Annotated in this window: 13 protein-coding genes; 6 read left to right on the top strand and 7 right to left on the bottom strand. The window is 69.6% G+C overall.

Annotated features, from left to right (window positions below):
- The first annotated feature begins 30 nt into the window (after window positions 1-30).
- Both FBZ89_RS04895 and FBZ89_RS04890 read left to right on the top strand, forming a co-directional pair.
- The gene (locus tag FBZ89_RS04895) at window positions 31-2,004 is read left to right on the top strand and encodes a methyl-accepting chemotaxis protein (RefSeq protein WP_145748880.1); all 1,974 of its coding nucleotides are present in this window, start codon (window positions 31-33) and stop codon (window positions 2,002-2,004) included.
- Window positions 2,005-2,229: 225 nt separating this feature from the next.
- Complete coding sequence (locus FBZ89_RS04890; protein ID WP_246172039.1) at window positions 2,230-4,332, top strand: S9 family peptidase; 2,103 nt, start codon at window positions 2,230-2,232, stop codon at window positions 4,330-4,332.
- Window positions 4,333-4,401: 69 nt separating this feature from the next.
- Here the strand turns inward: FBZ89_RS04890 and FBZ89_RS04885 are convergent, their stop codons facing one another.
- The 7 genes from FBZ89_RS04885 to FBZ89_RS04855 all read right to left on the bottom strand — a co-directional run bounded on the left by FBZ89_RS04885 (window position 4,402) and on the right by FBZ89_RS04855 (window position 13,927).
- A complete protein-coding gene (locus FBZ89_RS04885) occupies window positions 4,402-7,509 on the bottom strand; it encodes an efflux RND transporter permease subunit (protein ID WP_145748879.1) in 3,108 nt (1,035 codons plus the stop codon).
- Complete coding sequence (locus FBZ89_RS04880) at window positions 7,506-8,645, bottom strand: efflux RND transporter periplasmic adaptor subunit (protein WP_145748878.1); 1,140 nt, start codon at window positions 8,643-8,645, stop codon at window positions 7,506-7,508. The genes FBZ89_RS04885 and FBZ89_RS04880 overlap by 4 nt, the downstream gene beginning before the upstream one ends.
- 97 nt (window positions 8,646-8,742) lie before the next feature.
- On the bottom strand, window positions 8,743-9,378 hold the full coding sequence (locus tag FBZ89_RS04875; protein ID WP_145748877.1) for a TetR/AcrR family transcriptional regulator: 636 nt from the start codon (window positions 9,376-9,378) through the stop codon (window positions 8,743-8,745).
- Between the two features lie 133 nt (window positions 9,379-9,511).
- Window positions 9,512-10,420 carry an alpha/beta fold hydrolase gene (locus tag FBZ89_RS04870; protein WP_145748876.1) on the bottom strand — a complete coding sequence of 303 codons (909 nt, stop codon included), beginning with the start codon at window positions 10,418-10,420 and terminating at the stop codon, window positions 9,512-9,514.
- A gap of 60 nt (window positions 10,421-10,480) precedes the next feature.
- Window positions 10,481-12,019: a cation:proton antiporter gene (locus tag FBZ89_RS04865; protein WP_145748875.1), complete on the bottom strand. Its 1,539-nt coding sequence runs from the start codon at window positions 12,017-12,019 to the stop codon at window positions 10,481-10,483.
- A 72-nt stretch (window positions 12,020-12,091) separates the two neighbouring features.
- Window positions 12,092-12,742, bottom strand: a complete 651-nt coding sequence (locus FBZ89_RS04860; RefSeq protein ID WP_145748874.1) for a helix-turn-helix domain-containing protein — start codon at window positions 12,740-12,742, stop codon at window positions 12,092-12,094.
- Between the two features lie 30 nt (window positions 12,743-12,772).
- Window positions 12,773-13,927 (bottom strand): NAD(P)/FAD-dependent oxidoreductase, encoded by a 1,155-nt coding sequence (locus FBZ89_RS04855; protein WP_145748873.1) that lies wholly within the window; start codon window positions 13,925-13,927, stop codon window positions 12,773-12,775.
- A gap of 264 nt (window positions 13,928-14,191) precedes the next feature.
- Here FBZ89_RS04855 and FBZ89_RS04850 point away from each other — a divergent pair, with 264 nt between their 5' ends.
- The 4 genes from FBZ89_RS04850 to FBZ89_RS04835 all read left to right on the top strand — a co-directional run bounded on the left by FBZ89_RS04850 (window position 14,192) and on the right by FBZ89_RS04835 (window position 19,134).
- Window positions 14,192-15,838: a serine hydrolase domain-containing protein gene (locus FBZ89_RS04850; protein WP_186457205.1), complete on the top strand. Its 1,647-nt coding sequence runs from the start codon at window positions 14,192-14,194 to the stop codon at window positions 15,836-15,838.
- Window positions 15,838-17,331 carry a M81 family metallopeptidase gene (locus FBZ89_RS04845; protein WP_145748871.1) on the top strand — a complete coding sequence of 498 codons (1,494 nt, stop codon included), beginning with the start codon at window positions 15,838-15,840 and terminating at the stop codon, window positions 17,329-17,331. The genes FBZ89_RS04850 and FBZ89_RS04845 overlap by 1 nt, the downstream gene beginning before the upstream one ends.
- Window positions 17,328-18,617 (top strand): MFS transporter, encoded by a 1,290-nt coding sequence (locus FBZ89_RS04840; RefSeq protein ID WP_145748870.1) that lies wholly within the window; start codon window positions 17,328-17,330, stop codon window positions 18,615-18,617. Before FBZ89_RS04845 ends, FBZ89_RS04840 begins: the two co-directional genes overlap by 4 nt.
- Before the next feature lie 133 nt (window positions 18,618-18,750).
- On the top strand, window positions 18,751-19,134 hold the full coding sequence (locus FBZ89_RS04835; RefSeq protein ID WP_145610327.1) for a VOC family protein: 384 nt from the start codon (window positions 18,751-18,753) through the stop codon (window positions 19,132-19,134).
- Window positions 19,135-19,156: the final 22 nt, after the last annotated feature.

Raw genomic sequence — 19,156 nt, 5'->3', positions numbered from 1 at the left:
TATAAACAGACATGACAGTGCGAGGGGGCAATGAACTCCAGACCGTATGCTGGCATGCGCTCAATTGAGCAGTCGGGCAAGAGAACGAAGTTCGTCTACAGAATTGTCGCTTTCACCGCAGTATTTGTGGCGCTGGCCTTCAGCGTACTTGGATATGTCATCTACTCTGTATCAAGTGACACTTTAACGGCGCAGATCAATACACAAATCAAATCGACGGGCGAGTCGGCCGCCGATGGCATCCAGAAATGGCTGATGGGCCGTGTCTCGCTGGTGCGCAATTTGGCCGACGACATCGCGGTCAGCGACGGCGGCCATGTGAAGGACCTGCTGGCGGGATCCACGCTCAGCGGCACCTTCAATCCCGTTTACCTGGGCGACACCGCCGGCGTCTTCACCATGTTCCCCGCCATGGATCTGCCGCCCGGCTACGACCCGCGGCAGCGCGGCTGGTACAAGGGCGCGGACGCCGCCCGCCAGACCTTCATGACCCAGCCCTACGTCAGCGCGTCGGGCGGCAACCTGGTGCTGACCATCGCCACGCCGGTGATGAAGGGCGGGACGCTGCTGGGCGTGGCGGCGGGCGACCTGGACCTGGACATGGTCAAGACCTTCCTGAAGTCCTTCGACCTGGGCGGCAACGGCCAGGTGTTCCTGATCGACGGCGATGGCACCGTGCTGGTCCACCCCGACAAGGACCGGGTGATGAAGAAGCTGGCCGAGGGCTTCGACATCCAGCAGCACCTGGGCCGCACGCCGGAGCAGGCGGGCAACACCCTCACCTCCTTCTATCCCATCAAGGATCTGCCCTCGGCCCATTGGTACGTGGGCGTGACCATGGACGCGACCAAGGCCTTCGGGCCCCTGCGCTCCCTGGGCATGCTGATCATGGTGGCCACGGGCGTCACGGTGGCGGTGCTGGTGCTGTTGCTGGGGGCGGTGACCTACCGCCTGGTGGCGCGGCCCATCGATGAGATCACCGGCACCATGATCGCGCTGAGCGAGGGCGCCGTCGATGTGCCCACGCCGGCGGTGGACCGGCGCGACGAGATCGGCGCCATGGCCCGCGCGCTGGAGGTGTTCAAGCGCAACGCGGCCGAGGTGACGAAGCTGCACCAGGAGCGCACGCAGCTGCAGGAGACGGCGGAGCGGGAGCGCCGCGCCACGGCGGAACGGCTGGCCAACGACTTCGAGGCCAACGTCTCCTCCGTCCTGAAGCTGGTGGCGCAGGCCAGCGGCCAGGTGGACGCGCAAAGCAACCATCTGGCGGCCGGCCTGGCCGACGCGCGGCGCAGCAGCGACGCCGTGCGCGTGGCCACGGACGAGACGTCCACCAGCGTGGAGACGGTGGCGGTGGCGGCGGAACAGCTGTCCGCCTCCATCGGCGAGATCGCGACCCGCGTGACCCAGAGCGCCGAGATCGCGACCGACACCGCCTCCCGGGCGGAGACGGCGCGCCAGACCATCGAGCACCTGGCCGGCCAGATGGAAAAGATCACGGAGATCGTGAACCTGATCACCCAGATCGCCAGCCAGACCAACCTGCTGGCCCTCAACGCCACCATCGAGGCGGCGCGGGCGGGGGAGGCCGGCAAGGGTTTCGCCGTCGTGGCGTCGGAGGTGAAGAACCTGGCCAATCAGACGGCCAAGGCGACCGAGGACATCACCGCCCAGATCGAGGCGACGCAGCAGGCCAGCGGCCGGGCGGTGGCCGAGGTGCGCACCATCGCGGAGGTGTCGGCCCGGGCGCAGGAGGTGGCGGCCAACATCGCCTCGGCCGTGGAGCAGCAGGGGGCGGCGACGCGGGAAATCTCGCAGAACGCCAGCATCGTTGCCCGCGGCACCCGCGCCGTCACCACCAACATCCACGCCGTCAGCGACGTGGTGGTGGACAGCGCCGACCGCGCCAGCCACGTGCTGGGCACGGCCGGGGAGTTGGCGCAGCAGCTGAAGACCCTGGACGAACAGGTCAGCCGCTTCGTCACGGCGGTACGCGCGGCGTGACGGAACGCATCCAATCCGCCGGTCGGGGGTTGTGGTCCGAATGCGACCCAACCCCCACCGGACGGAGGATGCGGCGGCACCGGCCGGGTGGTGACGCCGGTGGGCGGCGGATAGCCACCGGGCCATAGGTCCCGTCTGGCGGCGGCCCCGCAAACGTGACAGGCTGTGCGCCTGCACCGGGAGCGGGGCCCGGGCCGACAGAAGAACAATGCAGATGGGACCCACATGACCATACGTTTGCACCGGGCGGCGTTCGCGCTGGCCCTTACGCTGGGCGTCGCGCCCTGCGCGCTGGCGCATGCCGCTGCCCCCGCCGCCACCACGCCCGAGGCGGTGGCCCCCGCCCATACCCTGACGCCGCGCGACGCCTTCGCCCTGTCGCAGGCCAAGGACGTGCAGATCAGCCCGGACGGCAAGCGCATCGCCTATACCCGTTCGTCCGAAGACATCATGACCGACAACGCCCGCAGCGAGATCTGGCTGGTGGATGTCGCCAGCGGCCAGCAGACTCCGCTGGGCGTCCCGGGCAGCAGCCGGGCGCGCTGGTCGCCGGACGGTACCCGTCTGGCCTATGTGGCCAAGGGCCCGGGCGACAAGCCGCAAATCTGGGTACGCTGGCTGAGTGGCGCGGGCAGCGGGAACAGCGCGGCCATCACCGCCCTGCCGGAAGGTCCGTCCGATATCGCCTGGTCGCCGGACGGCAAGCAGATCGGCTTCAGCATGTTCGTGCCGGAAGAGGGCAGCAGCCTCGGGTCCTCCCTGGCGGCGCCGGAGGGGGCGAAGTGGGCGGACCCCATCAAGGTCATCACCACCATCAACTATCGCGAGGATGGCGAGGGCTACGTCCGTCCCGGTTTCAACCACATCTTCGTGGTGCCCGCCGATGGCGGCGCGCCGCGCCAGCTGACCAACGGCCAGTATGACGACGGTGGCGCCCTGTCGTGGATGCCCGACGGCCGCCACATCGTGTTCAGCACCAACCACGGCAAGGATTGGGAACGCGATCCCCTGAACTCCGACGTCTTCTCCGTCGACACCACCACCGGCGGCCTGACCCAGCTGACCACGCGCCACGGTCCCGACCAGGAACCGGTGGCGTCGCCGGATGGCAAGCACATCGCCTACGTCGGCTTCGACGACAAGGAACTGGGCTACCAGAACAGCGTGCTGTCGGTCATGAACGCCGACGGCAGCGAGGTGCGGGCCCTGACCGCCGGCTTCGACCGCGACCTGGGCAGCCCGCGCTGGGCGGCGGACGGCCGGTCCATCTATGCCCTCTACACCGACCACGGCGTCACCAAGGTGGCCCGCGTCACCCTGGACGGCAAGATCACCACGGTGGCCGAGGGCCTGGCCGGCAGCGAGTTGGATCGCCCCTATTCCGGCGGCGGCTTCAGCGTGTCCAAGGAAGGCGTGGTCGCTTTCCCCTGGGGCGACCCCACCCACCCGGCCGATGTCGGCGTCAGCACCGGCCCGGGGGAGCAAAAGCGCCTGACCACCCTTAACGCCAGCCTGTTCGCCGGCAAGACCCTGGCCAAGGTGCAGCATCTCCCCACCACCTCCAGCGCCGGCGGCCTGCCCATCGACGCCTGGATGGTGACGCCGCCCGACTTCAATCCCGCCAAGAAATACCCGCTGGTGTTGGAAATCCACGGCGGCCCCTTCGCCAGCTACGGCCCCGTGTGGTCGACGCAGGACCAGCTGTACGCCGCCGCCGGCTATATCGTGGTCTACGCCAACCCGCGCGGATCGACATCCTATGGCGAAAGCTTCGCCAACCAGATCCACCACAACTATCCCAGCCAGGATTTCGACGACCTGATGAGCGTGGTGGACGCCGCCATCGCCAAGGGCTCGGTCAATCCCAACAACCTGTTCGTCACCGGCGGGTCCGGCGGCGGCGTGCTGACGGCCTGGATCGTCGGCAAGACCGACCGCTTCAAGGCGGCGGTGACGCAGAAGCCGGTGATCAACTGGACCAGCGAGGTGCTGACCGTCGACGGCTACACCTTCATGGCCAAGTACTGGTTCGGCAAGATGCCGTGGGAGGATCAGGAGCAGTACTGGCGCCGCTCGCCGCTCAGCCTGGTGGGCAACGTCAAGACGCCGACGGCCGTCATGGTGGGCGAGGAAGACCACCGCACGCCCCCCAGCGAGGCGGAGCAGTACTACGCCGCCCTGCAGCTGCGCAGCATCCCCACCGCCCTGATCCGCGTGCCCGGCGCCAGCCACGGTGGCCTGGCCGAACGCCCGTCGCAACTGGTGGGCGAGACCAACGCCATCCTGGCCTGGTTCAAGAAGTACCGGACGGATGGTGAGGCCAAGTAAGCGGTTTGTATTAGCTAACAAAAACCCCGGCCAGGGGCGACCCGGCCGGGGTTTTTCACAGCATCGGCGTCACTCCGCCGGCACCGCCCTTGGGTAATGGGGCGCCTCCGCCGGTGCCGCCGCGGCACCGTCCGCCTTCACCCGGAACCACAGGGCGTAAAGGGCGGGCAGGAAGACCAGGATCAGCACCGTGCCCACGGCCGTGCCGCCGATCAGCACATAGGCCATGGAGCCCCAGAACACCGACTGGGTCAAGGGGATGAAGGCCAGCACGGCGGCCAGGGCCGTCAGGATGACGGGCCGCGCCCGCTGCACCGTGGCCTCGATCACCGCGTGGTAGGGCGACAGCCCTTCCTGCTGGTTGGTGTGGATCTGGCCGATCAGGATCAGGGTGTTGCGCATCAGGATGCCTGACAGGCCGATCAGGCCCAGGATGGCGTTGAAGCCGAAGGGCTGGTGGAAGATCAGCAGGACGGGCACGGCGCCGACCAGGCCCAGGGGCCCCGTCAGGAACACCATGGCCATGGCCGACAGGGACCGGGTCTGCAACACCAGCACCAGCAGGATCAGGGCCGCCATGATGGGGAACATGGGCGCCAGCGCGGCGTTGGCCTTGCCAGCTTCCTCGATGTTGCCGCCCATCTGGATATGATAGCCGGCGGGCAGCTTGGCGATGATGGGGGCCAGTGCCTTCTCGATGGCCATGGACACCTGGGGCGGCTGCAGCGCGTCGTCGATGTCGGCCTGCACGGTGATGGTGGGCACGCGGTCGCGGCGGCGCAGGATGGGCTCCTCCGCCCGCACTTCCACATGGCCGATCTGGCTCAGCGGCACCAGGCGGCCATCGGCGCTGGTCAGGGTCATGTCGCCCAGGCGGGCGGGGTCCAGGCGGTCGGGCCCGGCGCTGCGCGCCGTCACCTGCACCACGCGGATGTCCTCGCGCACCTGGGTCACCGGCGCGCCGGTCAACAGGAACTGCAGCTGCTGGGCGGCGTCGGTGGGGTTCAGGCCGATCAGGCGCAGGCGGTCCTGGTCCAGCACGAAGTGCAGAGTGGGCGCCCGCTCGCCCCAATCCTGGTTCACCAGGCGGGTGTCGGGGTTGGCCCGCATGACGGCCTGCACCTGATCCGCGATGCCGCGCAGCACCGCCACATCGGGCCCGCTGACGCGGAACATGACGGGAAAGCGCGAGGGCGGGCCGAACACCAGCTGTGTGACGCGCACCCGGGCCTCCGGCACCAGGCCGTCGGCGATGGCCTGGCGCAGGTTGTCCTTCAGCCGGTCGCGCGCCTTGTCGTCCGGGGTCAGGACGATCATCTTGGCGAAGGACGGGTCGGGCAGCTCGGGGTTGTAGGACAGGAAGAAGCGGGGCGCGCCCTGGCCGACATAGGTGGAGACGATCTTGGCCTCCGGCTGCCGGCGCAGCCAGTCCTCCACCTTCTTGGCGGCGGCGCTGGTGGCCTCGATGCTGGTGCCCTCGGGCATCTGCACCTCCGCCATGATCTCCGGCCGGTCGGAGGTGGGGAAGAACTGCTGCTTGACGAAGCCCATGCCCACGCCGGCCAGCAGGAAGGTGCCGACCACGGCCAGGGCCACCCGGCCGCGGTGGTCCACCGCCCAGGTGATCAGGCGGCGCAGGCGCTGATAGCGCGGGGTGGCGTAAATCGCCGCGTGCCCGCCGGGGATGGGCCGGATGTTGGGCAGCAGCCGGACGCCCAGGTAGGGCGTGAACACCACCGCCACCACCCAGGAGGTGATGAGGGCGAAGCCCACGATCCAGAAGATGTTGCCGGCATACTCGCCCGCCGTGGACTTGGCGAAGCCCACGGGCGTGAAGCCGATGATGGTGACCAAGGTGCCGGACAGCATGGGGGCGGCCGTATGGCTCCAGGCGTAGGCGGCGGCCTTGATGCGGTCGTAGCCCTCCTCCAGCTTCACCACCATGATCTCGATGGCGATGATGGCGTCGTCCACCAGCAGGCCCAGCGAGATGATCAGGGCGCCCAGCGTGATGCGGTCGAAGGCGCGGCCGGTGACCTGCATGATGACGAAGACGGCGGCCAGGGTCAGCGGCACGGCGGCGGCCACGACGATGCCCACGCGCCAGCCCAGGCTGGCCAGGCTGACGAACATCACCACGCCCAGGGCCACGAAGAACTTCAGCATGAACTCACCCACGGCCTCGTGGATGTTCACCGCCTGGTCGCTGACCTTGCTGAGGGTCAGGCCCACCGGCAGTTCGGCGGCGATCTTTTTCTCTTCCGCGTCCAGCGCCTTGCCCAGCTCCAGCCCGTTCCAGCCGTCCTGCATGACCACGCCCAGGGCCAGGGCCGGGTCGCCGTCGTGGCGGATCAGGTAGGTGGGCGGGTCTTCATACCCGCGTTTCACCTCCGCCACGTCCGATAGCTTGAAGGTGCGGCCGCCGGCGACGATGGGGGTCTCGCGGATCTTCTCCAGGTCGTCGTAGGCGCCGTCCAGGCGGATGTAGACTTGGGGGCCATCGGTATCGATGGACCCGGCCGGCGTGACCGTGTTCTGGCGGGCCAGGGCATCGAAGATGTCGCGGGCGCCGATGCCCAGGGTGGCCAGGCGGGCGTAGGTGAAGTCGACGAAGATGCGCTCTGGCCGCTCGCCCAGGATGTCCACCTTCTTCACACCCGGCACGTGCAGCAGGCGCTGGCGCAGGGTTTCCGCCTCGCGCGTCAGCTGGCGGGCGGGCATGCCGGGCGCTTTCACGGCGTAGACGGCGAAGTCGGTGTCGGAATACTCGTCGTTGACGAAGGGGCCCAGGGCGCCGGTGGGCAGGGTACGGGCCTCGTCCCCCAGCTTCTTGCGGGCCTGGTAGAATTGTTCCGGCACGGCCGACGGCGGCGTCTTGTCCTGCAGGGACAGGGTCATCAGCACCATGCCCGGCCGGGTGAAGGTCTCCACCTTGTCGTACCAGCGCAGTTCCTGCAGCCGCTTTTCCAGGGGCTCGGCCACCAGGTCCTGCATCTCCTGCGCCGTGGCGCCGGGCCAGACGGCGCTGACGGTCAGGACCTTGATGGTGAAGGCGGGGTCCTCGGCGCGGCCCAGCTTGAGGAAGGCGTAGACGCCGGACAGGGTGATGGCGACCAGCAGGAACAGGGTGATGGCGCGTTCGCGGACCGCCAGGGCGGACAGGTTGAAGCCGCTCATTTAAGCACCGCCTGGGCCGAAGCCCCGCTGGCCTGGGCCACGCGCACCTTTTCGCCCTCACGCAGGAAGTGGCCGCCCAGGGCCACCACCCGCTCGCCGGCCTTGATGCCGCCCAGCAGGGTGGCTTCCTCGGCGCCCAACTGGCCCACCGTCACCGGGCGGAAGGCGACGGTGGCCCGATCACCAGTGACCGCGTCGCCGCCGGCTTCGGGTGTCAGCACCCAGACGCCAGGGCCTTTGCCCTCGTCATTCAGGGCGCCCAGCGGCACGGAGACGGGCGGGGCGTCGTCGCCGGTCTGGGACAGGCGCACCGTCACCGTGGCGCCCAGGGGGGCCTGGGCAGCGGCGCCATCCAGGACGTAGCGCGCCTCATAGGTGCGGGTCTGGGTATCGGCGGCATCCGACAGCTGGCGCAAGGTGGCGGGGGCGCGCACGGCGCTGCCGTAGAGGGTGGCGATAGCGTGGGACCCCACGGCCGGCCGCACCGTTTCCGGCAGGTTCACCGCCGCCTCGCGCGGGCCGGCATGGGCCAGGCGCACCACGATCTGGCCGGCGGTGACCACCTGGCCCGGCTCGGCCAGCGTGTCCATGACCGTGCCGTCGGCGTCGGCCACCAGGGTGGTGTAGGCGCTGTCATCCTGCGCCACGCGCAACTGGGCTTGCGCCGCGTCCAACTGCGCCTGGGCGCTGTCGGCGGCGGCCTTCTTCTGGTCATAGGCGGAGGGGGAGACGGCGCCGCTGCCCACCAGGGCGCGGTAGCGCGCCTCATCCGCGCGGGCCTGGGTCAGGGTGGCCTTGGCCATGGCGACCTGGCCTTGCTGCGTGGTGATGGCGTGGGCGTAGTCGGTGTTGTCCATGCGCATCAGCGGCTGGCCGGCCTTCACCGACTGGCCGGGGTCCACCAGGCGCTGGGTGACCTTGCCGGCCACGCGGAAGCCCAGGCCGCTCTGCACCTTGGCGGTGACGACGCCAACGTAGGCGCGTTCATCACGCACCGCCGGCTGGGCCGTGGCGACGCGCACCAGGCGCTCGGCCGTGCGCGGGTCGGGGGCAGGCTTGTCACAGGCGGAAAGCGAGGTGCCGGCCAGGGCCAGGATGGCCAGGGTCAGCAGGCGGGAAGATACGGGGTGCCGCATGGCGAAGCTCCATCCCTGAAGGAGCTTCGAACATACGCACGAGTGATGATTTCGTCAATCCGTCACTCGTAATGCTTCATCCGTTACTTATCACATGTCAGGGACGCAAGCTGCGCAATACCAGGCCGGCCACCGCCGCCGTGGCGGCATCCAGCATGTCCAGCTTCTCTTCCAGCATCAGGGGGTGGGCGAAGGGCCACAGCGTCTCCTCGATCGCCAGGCACACCTCGTCCAGCGGGGTTTCACGCTCGAACTCCCCCGCCTCGCGCCCGGCGACGACCAAGGCGCGCACCATGTCCCGCAGCTCTTCCTCATACGTTGTGCCGGCGTGCCAGTTCTCGGTGACGGCAGTGACGACGATGTCATGCAGCCGGCGTTCCTCGAAAAACAGGTCGGCACCGGCCCGCGCCAGGGTGGGATAGACGCGGCGCAGGCGTTCCCCCGCAGAGAGGGGCTCGGCCATGATGGCGCGCAGCTGGGTGGTGATCTCGCCCAGGCAGCGCGCGCAGATGGCCTCGCCGATGGCCTGCTTGCTGCTGAAGAACTTGTAGATGTAGGCGGTGGACAGGCCGATGGCCTTGGCCAGGTCCGCCACCGTGGTCTTGTGATAGCCGTAGTGACGGAAATGCTGGTCGGCGGCCTCGACGATCTGGGCGCGGCGCTCATGGTCGAGGGGGCCGCGCTGGCCGGCGGAGGCCGGGCTGACGGGGGTGGGGCGCGCTGCGGTGGTCATGGGCGTGCGACCTTCAAATGATGAGATCCAGGCGGACCGGTCCGCCGCCCCTTATGTATGTGATAAATGACACATTGACAATATCGTCACTCATAGAGTGCGCCAAATGGCCACGCGCATCCAATCGAAACGGTCAGGCGAAGAAGTCCAGGAAGGCGGCCAGCACTTCATCCGGCCGCTCCTCCTGCAGGGTGTGGCCGCAGTCCAGCGCGCGGCCGCGCACATCGTCGGCCTTCTCCCGCCAGGTGGCCAGCACGTCGTACAGCTGGCCCACCGTGCCGTGCGCGCCCCATAGGGCCAGCAGCGGCGCCGTCACCCGCTGGTCGGCGTCGGCCGCGTCGTGCGCCAGGTCGATGGTGGCGGCGGCGCGGTAATCCTCGCAGATGGCGTGGCGGGTGGCGGGATCCCGGTAGCAGCGCAGATACTCGGCGAAGGCCGCCGGTTCGGTGGCGTCGGCGGTCTTGTTCTGGCGGTCGATATGGCTGCGCAGGAAGAATTCCGGATCGGCGGCGATCAGACGTTCCGGCAGGGGCGCCGGCTGGATCAGGAAGAACCACCAGAAATACCGGGTGGCGAATTCCTGGTTGGTCCGGGCGTACATGGTGGCGGTGGGCGCCACGTCCAGCAGGGCCAGGCGGCTGACCGCATCCGCATGGTCCAGCGCCATGCGGTGCGCCACCCGCCCGCCCCGGTCATGACCGGCGACGGCGAAGCGCCCATGCCCCAGCGCCCGCATCAGCAGCACCAGGTCCAAGGCCATGGCACGCTTCGAATAGGGGGCGTGCGCGGCGTCGCTTTCCGGCTTGCCGCTGTCGCCATAGCCGCGCAGGTCGGCGGCCACCACGGTGAAGCGCCGCGCCAGGGCCGGGGCGATCTTGCGCCAGGTGACATGGGTCTGCGGATGGCCGTGCAGCAGCAACAGGGGCGGGCCGTCACCGCCGACGGCCGCCCGCAGGGTGACGCCGGTGCCAACGGTGACATCGGCCAGGCGGAAGCCGGCCAGGAAGGGGCTGGGGCCCCGCTCGACAAGGATCGCGTTCATGCCACCAGCATGCCTTCACGTGGCTGCCAAGGGTGATGCAAGCTTTGCATAAGCCGATGCTCAGCTCTCGGCCAACTCCAGTTCATCGGGCAGGGCGGCTGCCAGCTCGGCCCAGTCCAGCTCTTGCTCCAGGGTGTGGAACACGTCGTCGTCGATCCGCCCACCGCGCCGCAGGCCGGCCAGGGCGTGGCGCTTGGCGGCGATGGTCTCGCGGCGCAGCTGGGCGGTTTCGCTGGCCTCGCGCGGGTGCCGGCCGCTGGATATGGCGGCGCGGTCGCGCTCATAGATTTCGCGCATCAGGCGCGCGCCGTCGCCGTCCTTGTCCGCCAGGCTGGCCAGGGCCGCGTCCAGCAGGGCGCCGCGGGCGAACGTCAGGTCGTGGCTCAGGCTATCGTCCGCCGGAAAGCGCAGCAGACGGATCAGCGGCCCCAGGGTCAGGCCCTGCGCCACCAGGGTGCCCAGCACCACGGCCAGGGCGCACAGGACGATCAGGTCGCGCTCGGGGAAACCCTCCGGCAGGGCCAGCGCCGTCGCCAGGGTCACCAGCCCGCGCATGCCGCACCAGGACACGACCAGCCCCTGGGCCAGGCTGGGCGGCTGGTCGTACCAGCCCCAACGGGCGATCAGGTTGACCATGCGGTTGTACAGCATGACCCAGGCCAGCCGCACGCCCACCACCACCGCCAGCACCGTGCCGGCGAATGCCAGGGCGCGGTTCAGCTGGCCGTCGCCTAGGTGGCTCAGGATGGTGCGGGCCTGCAAGCCGGTCAGCAGGAAGGCCAGGACGTTCAGCAGGAAAACCACCGTGCCCCACACGGCGTAAGTGTTGACGCGGTCGCGGGCCCGCTGGCGATAGGGCACGTGGTGGGCCAGGGTCATGGCGTTGGCAACCACGGCCAGGATGGCGGACAGGTGCAGCCGGTCGGCGATGACCCAGACGGTGAAGGTACCGGCGAAGCTGGCGATGGTCCCGCCCAGCGTGCCTTCCAGCGGCCGCGACAGCACGATGTAGGCGCGCGCCGTCAGGTATCCCAGCAGCAGGCCGCCGGGCACGGCCAGCGCCACCTCCGGCGCCAGCTTCTCCAGGCTTCCGTCCTGCGCCCAACCTACCGCTGTGGCGAAGATCAGCAGGGCCACGGCGTCGTTCAGCAGGCTTTCGCCCTTCAGCACCGTGACGGTGCGGCGGGGCAGGCTGAAGCGGCCCAGCATGGTGCTGGCCGCCGCCGCGTCCGGCGGGGCGACGATGGCGCCCAGGGCCACGGCCGCCACCAGGGGCATGCCCGCCAGGGCCACGCCGGCCCAGGCGACGGCGGCCGTGGTCAGCACCACGGCCAGGCCCGCCAGCGCCACCAGCGGAATCCACAAGGGCCGCAGGGATCGCGGCGGCAGGTCGTAGGCGGCGTCCAGCAGGGTAGGGGCGATGAACAGGGTCAACGCCAGGCGCGGGTCCATGCTGATCTGGGGCGACCAGGGCAGGGCCGCCACCAGCCCGCCGGCCAGGGCCAGCAGGGCGGGGTAGGGCACGGCCAGGCGGCGTGACACCTGCAACAGCAGGATGGCGACCACCACCAGCGTCAACATGCTTTCAAACAGCGCCACGTCGGTCCCCGCCTTCCCCCCGCCTTCCCCAAGCCGGGGCAACCTAGCATTTCGCCGGCGTAAGGGCAGCCGTCAGGCGGGGCGTTCGGCGGATTCTTCGGCCAGGGTGATCAGGTCGCCCTGCAGGTTGCCATCGTCGCTGGAACAGACGCCCAGCACCAGCGCGCGTTCGCAATCCTTGGCCAGGTAGGCGTGGCCCATCATGCTGTCGATATAGATGCCCTGGCCCTGGCGCAGGGTGACGGGGGCGTAGAATTCCAGGTGCACCTCGATGGTGCCCTCGACCACATAGATGAACTCTTCCCCCTGGTGGCGGACCAGGTCGCCGAACTCCGCCAGGGTGTGGGCCAGCACCTGGGTCAGGATGGGCACCATCCGCTTCCGCCGCAGGTCGGTGCAGAGGTATTCGTAGTCGTAGGCGCCGGTGTGGATGCGTACGGAATTGCTGTCGCCGGTCAGGCTGCGCCGGCCGGTGACGACGGGCGGGCCGTCCTTGGCGGTGGCGCCGGGGCCCCGGTCCTGGGCCAGGAATTCGGCCATGCTCAGGCCCAGTCGGCCGGTGAATTGCTCCAGCTTGTCATAGCTCAGCGACAGCTTGTCGCCTTCCACCTTGGCCAGGGTGGACAAGGGGATGCCCACCTTCTCGCTCATCTGTTTCAGGGTCCAGCCGTTGCGCTGGCGCAGCGCGCCGATCAACTGGCCCAGGGTGGCGTTCTTCTTCATCCGGCTGTCCATGGGGGGCGTGACCCGCCTTTATTCCAGCGGGACGGCCGGTTCGCAAGCGGCGCGGTCCAGCCGGGACGGCAGCACGTTGGCCAGCACCAGCCCCTCGGCCAGGATGTCGTCCGGCACGGGGCGGTCCAGCACCAGGCCGGCCGCCAGCCGCGCCAGGGCCGGCGCCATCTGGATGCCGTAGCCGCCCTGGCCGGCGCACCAGTAGAGGCCGGGCACGGCGGCATCCGGACCCACCACCGGCTGGCGGTCGGGCGCGAAGGTGCGCAGACCGGCCCAGCTATGGGTGACGCGGCGCACCGGCAGGTCCAGCGCCTGCTGCACCCGGTCGACGGCGATGGCCACGTCCAGCTCATCCGGCTGGGCGTCGCAGGGTTCGCTGGGGGTTTCGTCCGCCGGGGACAGCAGCAGCTTGCCGGCGTCGGGCTTCACGTAGAACTGCTCATCGGTGTCGAAGACGCCGGGCCAGTGGTCGGTGTCGTGGCCCGGCGGCGGATCGACCAGCAGGGCGGTGCGCTTCAGCGGCGTCAGGCCCAGGGGCGCCGCGCCGAAGGCCTGGCCCACCCGTTCCGCCCAGGCGCCGGCGGCGTTCACCACCTTGGGCGCTGCCACATCCCGGTCGCCCACGCGCAGCACCCACAGGTCGCCCTCGCGGCGCGGGTCGGCCGCCGGCGCGTCGGTCAGCAGGGTGGCGCCCCGGCGCTTGGCCAGGCGCAGATAGCCCTGGTGCAGGGCATCGACGTCGATGTCCATGGCGCTGCCCGGCCGCGCCAGGGCGGCCATGGCCACATAATCGGGCCGCAACAGCGGCACCTGGGCGATGGCGTCGGCCACGGATATCGTCCGCACACTGTCGCCGATTTCCGCCAGGAAGTCGGCCAGGCGGGGCGCCTGCTCTGCCGTGGCGACGTACAGCAGGCCGCGCGGGGACAGCAGCGGATGGTCGGCGAAGCCCTCGGGCGGCGCATCGAAAAAGGCCCGGCTGGCCCGGGTCAGGGCCCGCACGTCCGGCCCGCCATAGGCGGCGGCGTAAAGGGCGGCCGACCGCCCGGTGGCATGCACGCCCGGCCGCGCCTCCGCCTCCAGCACCAGGACCCGCGCGTGGGGGCTCACCTCTGCCGCCAGGGCGGCCCCGCCCATGCCGGCACCGATGATGATGACGTCGTACCTGTCCAATTCAATCTCCAAGCCGGCGATATTCTCCGATTAGAGAAAGATGTGGCATGGGGCGGTGTTGCTGTCCAGGGTCAATCCGGCTTCTTGGTCGTGATGTTTCAAGGAATGTTTCCCAATAGAAACACCATAAATAATAGAATTATCAATGAATTGGCTGTATATGTCGGCGCCGGATTTCGGGAATTGTTCTCGATATGGAGAAACAATCTCTTGACAGGAAACGAAGCCGTCGCGAACTATCCCCTCAACGGCGGGAGGGCAGCGATGGGCAAGGAAACGGGCGACGGCGCGGGCTTGGTCCCGGTCGCGACGCGAGAGGCGAAGGCGGGCGTAGACGGGGCCGCCGTGGACGCGATCTTCGCGGCCCTGGACACGACCCATCTGCCGGGGGTGGCGGTGGGGGTGGCGCTGGATGGCGTGCCCCTCTATCGCAAGGGCTTCGGCCTGGCCAGCCTGGAGCTGCCGGTCACCCTGTCGCCCAGCATCCGCATGCGCATCGGTTCCACCACCAAGCATTTCGGCGCTCTGGCCTACATGCTGCTGGTGGAGGCGGGGCTGGCCGGGCTGGACGATCCGGTGGCCCGGCATGTGCCGGAGATGGCGCGGGCGGCGGCCGGCATCACCATGCGCCAGCTGATGACCCATGTCAGCGGCCTGCGCTGCAGCCTGGAACTGGCGCTGCAACTCAGCGGCCCCGGGCAATACCTGTCCACCGCCGGCTGCATGCGGCTGATGGCCGATGATGACGACGTGAATTTCCCGGCGGGGGAGGAGTGGTGCTACAACAACGGCGGCTATGTCCTGCTATCGCTGGCCATCGAGCGGCTGTCGGGGATGGGTCTGGAAGACTTCTTCCGCGACCGCCTGTTCCGCCCCCTGGGCATGAACGACACACTGCTGCGCCGGGTCGATACCGACTATGTGCCCAACAGCGCGTCCCTGCACATGGTGGACGGCAAGGGCGGCTATTACCGCCAGCCCATCGGGGCGGAGATCGCGGCCGAGGGCGGCATCGTTTCCACCGTCGATGACATGCTGCGCTGGCTGGCCCACCTGCGCGTCGCCCTGGCCGGCCGGCCGACGGTGGGCAGCGCCGAGACCTGGCGCCGCATGGTGGAGCCGGCGGTGCTGGCCAACGGCTATGTCACCGGCTACGGCCTGGGCCTGATGGATACGCCCTATCGCGGGGTGCGCACGGTGCATCACGCCGGCGGGGTCATGGGCGGGTCCAGCCAGATGATCACCCTGCCCGACCATGGGCTGGACATCATCGTCATGGCCAACCGCGCCGGTCTGGACCCCATGGATCTGGCTGCCCGGGTCATCGACGCCTGCGTGCCGACCCTGGGCCCGAAGCTGGAGCCCCATGAGGGGACCATCCCCACCGGCACCTATTACAACCCGCACAACGGCGGCACCTTCGGCCTGGCGCGACACGAGGGCAAGGCCATCATCACCATGGGCGGCATGGGCTTGCCCTTGGTGCGGACGCCGGATGGCCTGCTGCGCCCCAACGTCGCCGTCTTCCACATGGGCCTGGACGTGCCGGAAACGGAAGTGCCGCCCAAGACGCTGCGCGCCGTGGAGTTCGGGGTGGAGCGTGACTTGGTGCTGCTGGAACCGGACCCCGCGGCCGATCTGCGGCCCCAGGCCGGCCGCTACGCCGCCGCCGCCTCCGGCACGACGGCGGTGGTGGAGCCGGACGGGGATGGCCGGACTGGACGCCTGGTCCTCACGGGCCGTCATGGCACCCTGCGCCACCGGCTGGCGAACCTGGCGCCCGGCCTGTGGGACGCCAAGCCCCTGGATCTGCCCCTGCCCATCGTCGGCGGCCTGATCGCCTTCGACAGCCAGGGCTTTACCTTCAACAGCGGCCGCACCCGCCGGCTGCGCTTCCGCAAGGTGTCCTGATGCGTACCGGTCCCCTCACGGTTTTCGTCGCCGGCCTGGTGCACGAGACCAACAGCTTCTCCCCCCTACCCACGTCCATGCGGTCCTTCACCAACGACCTGCGGCACGTGGGGGGCGATCCCGCCACCCTGGCGCGGGCGCGGGTGCTGCCGGCCTATGGCGACCTGTTCACGGTGGCGGAAAGGCACGGCGACCGGGTGATCGACGGCCCGACCGCGGGGGCCCAGCCGTCCGGTCCCGCGCCGAGGGTCGTGTATGAGGCCCTGCGCGACGCCCTGCTGGCCGACCTGAAGGCGGCCATGGCGGCCGAGCGGGTGGACATGGTGGTGCTGACCCTGCACGGCGCCATGGTGGCGCAGGACTATCCCGACTGCGAAGGCGACCTGCTGACCCATGTTCGGGCCCTGGTCGGCCCGGACATGCCGGTGGGCGTGACCCTGGATCTGCACGGCAACGCCACCCAGGCCATGGTGGACAGCGGCGCCGTCATCATCGCCTGCAAGGAATATCCGCACGTCGATTTCCTGGCCCGCATGGAGGAGTTGTACGCCATCCTCTCCGCCATGGCGCGCGGTGGCGCCAAGGCCCGGACCCATATCCGCAAGGTGCCGGTCATGGGCCTGTTCGGCACGACGGAGCAGCCCATGCGGGGCTTCGTCGACCGGCTGGCGGGCTATGAGGGGCGGGACAGCGTGCTGTCCGTCTCCATGATGCACGGCTTCATCTGGTCCGACACCGAACATACCGGCGCCGCCGTCCTGGCGGTATCGGACGGCAGCGACCTTGCCGCCGTCGATCGTGTGCTGGCCGCTATCGCCGCCGACTTCCAGGCGATCGTCACGGCGGCCCCCCTGCAGGAGCGCCTGCCCCTGGACCAGGCGGTGGACAGGGCCGTGAGCCTCATGGGGTCCGGCAAGCCGGTGGTCCTGGCCGACAGTTCCGACAATCCCGGCGGCGGGGCCGCCTGCGACAGCACCTTCGTCCTGCGCGCGCTGCTGGACCGGGGCGTCCAGGACGTGGCGCTGGGCATGATCTGGGACCCGCAGGCGGCCTTGATCGCCGCCGATGCCGGCGTGGGCGCCAAGCTGCCCCTGCGCATCGGCGGCAAGGTCGGGCCCCTGTCCGGCGACCCGGTCGATCTGCAGGTCACGGTGACGGCGGTGCGCGACGACATCCGCCAGCGCGGCCTGGCCACGGACGGCGACGACCCCATCGGCCTGGCCGTGGCCCTGCGCGCCGGCACCTGGGACATCGTGCTGAACAGCACGCGGCAGCAGACCTTCGCCCCCGGCTGTTTCACCGACTTGGGCATCGACCTCTCGGCCAAGGCCCTGGTGGTGGTGAAGTCCACCCAGCATTTCCGCGCCACCTTCGACGCCATCTCGTCGGCCACCGTCTATTGCGACGCGCCGGGGTCCTTGAACATGAACCTGGGGGCGCTGCCCTACCGCCATCTGCGCCGGCCCATCTGGCCCTTGGACCCCGTGTCGTGACCGACGCGGCGGTGCCCATGCCGGCAGCTTCCAGGGGGCGCCTCCGCGCCCTGATGGTCCTGGCGCTGGCCATGCTGGCGGGGATGGTGGCCCGCACGCTGCTGTCGCCGGTGCAGGAACTGGCCAAGGCCGACATGGGCCTGTCCGACAACCAGATGGGCCTGATCCAGGGCATGGCGCTGGCGCTGCCCGTGGCGGTGCTGGCGGTGCCCATCGGCCGACTGGTGGACCGCACCCGGCGGGTGACCTTGCTGCTGGCCCTGTCCGCGCTGTGGATCGCGGGCACCATCCTGTCGGGCCTGGCCTGGGATTTCGCCAGCCTGTTCGTGGGTCGCATGCTGGTGGGGCTGGGGGCCGCCGGTGCCGTCCCGGCCATCCTGTCACTGACCGCCGACCTGTCCACGCCGGAACGGCGGGGCCGGGCCGTCATGGTCATGGTGATCGGCCAGGCGGCGGGCATGGCGGCGGCCTTCGCCGGGGGCGGGGCCCTGGTGGGAGCGTTGACGCCGGCGGCGGGGCTGCCCCTGGGATTGACCGCCTGGCGCGCCACGATGCTGTTGGTGGCGCTGATGATGCTGGCGCCCACGGCTTTGCTGGTCTGGTTGGCCGAGCCCGCCCGACAGGAAGGGACGGCCGATGCGCGACCGGAGGTAGCGCCCCGGCTGGGGCCCGCCCTGGCCGAACTATGGCGCCTGCGCCGCCTGGTGGCGCCCCTGATGGCCGGCATGATCACCGTCAACATGGGCGACGCCGCCGCCACCGTCTGGGCGGTGCCGGTGCTGACGCGATCCTTCGGCCTGCAGCCGGCGGACTTCGGTGGCTGGATGGGCGTGCTGCTGGGTCTGTCGGGGGCGGGCGGCACGGTCCTGGGTGGCCTGGTCGCCGATTGGGGGCACAAGCGGAATGCCAGGGGCGGCATCTTGTGGGGCGCTTTGGGCGGTGCCGCGCTGTCGGTGCCGGCCGCGCTGTTCGCCCTGGCGCCCGGCGTGCCGCTTTTCGCGCTGCTGCTGGCGCTGCTGATGGTGGCGGGCGCCATCGTGGCCGTGGGCGTGGCGTCGGCCATCACCTTGCTGGTGCCCAACCATCTGCGCGGCCTGTGCCTGGGCCTCATGAGCGCGCTGGGGGTCTTCATCAGCCTGGGTCTGGCGCCCAGCATCGTCAGTCTGCTGGCCCAGGCCCTGGGCGGCGAGGAACACCTGCCCCTGGCCCTGGCGCTGGAGGGGGTGGTGGCCAGCCTGGTGGGGGTGCTGACCTTCCGGCGGGCCCTGCGCGCGGCTCGTTCTTAAGGACAACGGACAATAAGCCCTTGAATTGTTTTTTAAGGGAAAAAGTCAATCCTCATATGGCAGCATTGTTGAGTTTTCCCGCCTGTCTATAGTCATCCCACCCATTCCGCGAAGAATTAAGGGGAGGAAGACTATGGCGATCTACACCCACGTTTCCGTCGGCACCAACGACCTGGCCAAGGCGCGAGGCTTCTATGACGACGTGCTGGGCAAGCTGGGCCTGAAACGGGTGGCCGACCTGGGCGACAACGGTTCCATCTGGGGTGAGGACAAACCGTCCTTCTTCGTGCTGAAGCCGGCAAACGGCCAGCCCGCCACCGTTGGCAACGGCGTGACCGTGAGTTTCGAGGCGCCCAACCGCGCCATGGTCGATGCCTTCCATGCCGAGGCCTTGGCCAAGGGCGGCGTGTGCGAAGGCAAGCCGGGCCCCCGCGGCTGGGCGCCCAACGCCTACGCCGCCTACGCCCGCGACCTGGACGGCAACAAGCTGGCCGCCTATTGCTTCAAGCCGGAATAAGCCGCCCTTCAAGGCAAATGAA

The sequence above is a fragment of the Nitrospirillum amazonense genome, assembly GCF_007828045.1.
Taxonomy (GTDB): Bacteria; Pseudomonadota; Alphaproteobacteria; order Azospirillales; family Azospirillaceae; genus Nitrospirillum; species Nitrospirillum amazonense_C.
The sequence above is the reverse complement of the archived record's forward strand: the minus strand, read 5'-3'. Positions and strand labels throughout refer to the sequence as shown.

Bases quoted from the DNA above. Each gene is read 5' to 3' on its own strand.
- FBZ89_RS04895 (WP_145748880.1), top strand. From the start codon at position 31: ATGAACTCCAGACCGTATGCTGGCATGCGCTCAATTGAGCAGTCGGGC.
- FBZ89_RS04890 (WP_246172039.1), top strand. From the start codon at position 2,230: ATGACCATACGTTTGCACCGGGCGGCGTTCGCGCTGGCCCTTACGCTG.
- FBZ89_RS04885 (WP_145748879.1), bottom strand. From the start codon at position 7,509: ATGAGCGGCTTCAACCTGTCCGCCCTGGCGGTCCGCGAACGCGCCATC.
- FBZ89_RS04880 (WP_145748878.1), bottom strand. From the start codon at position 8,645: ATGCGGCACCCCGTATCTTCCCGCCTGCTGACCCTGGCCATCCTGGCC.
- FBZ89_RS04875 (WP_145748877.1), bottom strand. From the start codon at position 9,378: ATGACCACCGCAGCGCGCCCCACCCCCGTCAGCCCGGCCTCCGCCGGC.
- FBZ89_RS04870 (WP_145748876.1), bottom strand. From the start codon at position 10,420: ATGAACGCGATCCTTGTCGAGCGGGGCCCCAGCCCCTTCCTGGCCGGC.
- FBZ89_RS04860 (WP_145748874.1), bottom strand. From the start codon at position 12,742: ATGAAGAAGAACGCCACCCTGGGCCAGTTGATCGGCGCGCTGCGCCAG.
- FBZ89_RS04850 (WP_186457205.1), top strand. From the start codon at position 14,192: ATGGGCAAGGAAACGGGCGACGGCGCGGGCTTGGTCCCGGTCGCGACG.
- FBZ89_RS04845 (WP_145748871.1), top strand. From the start codon at position 15,838: ATGCGTACCGGTCCCCTCACGGTTTTCGTCGCCGGCCTGGTGCACGAG.
- FBZ89_RS04835 (WP_145610327.1), top strand. From the start codon at position 18,751: ATGGCGATCTACACCCACGTTTCCGTCGGCACCAACGACCTGGCCAAG.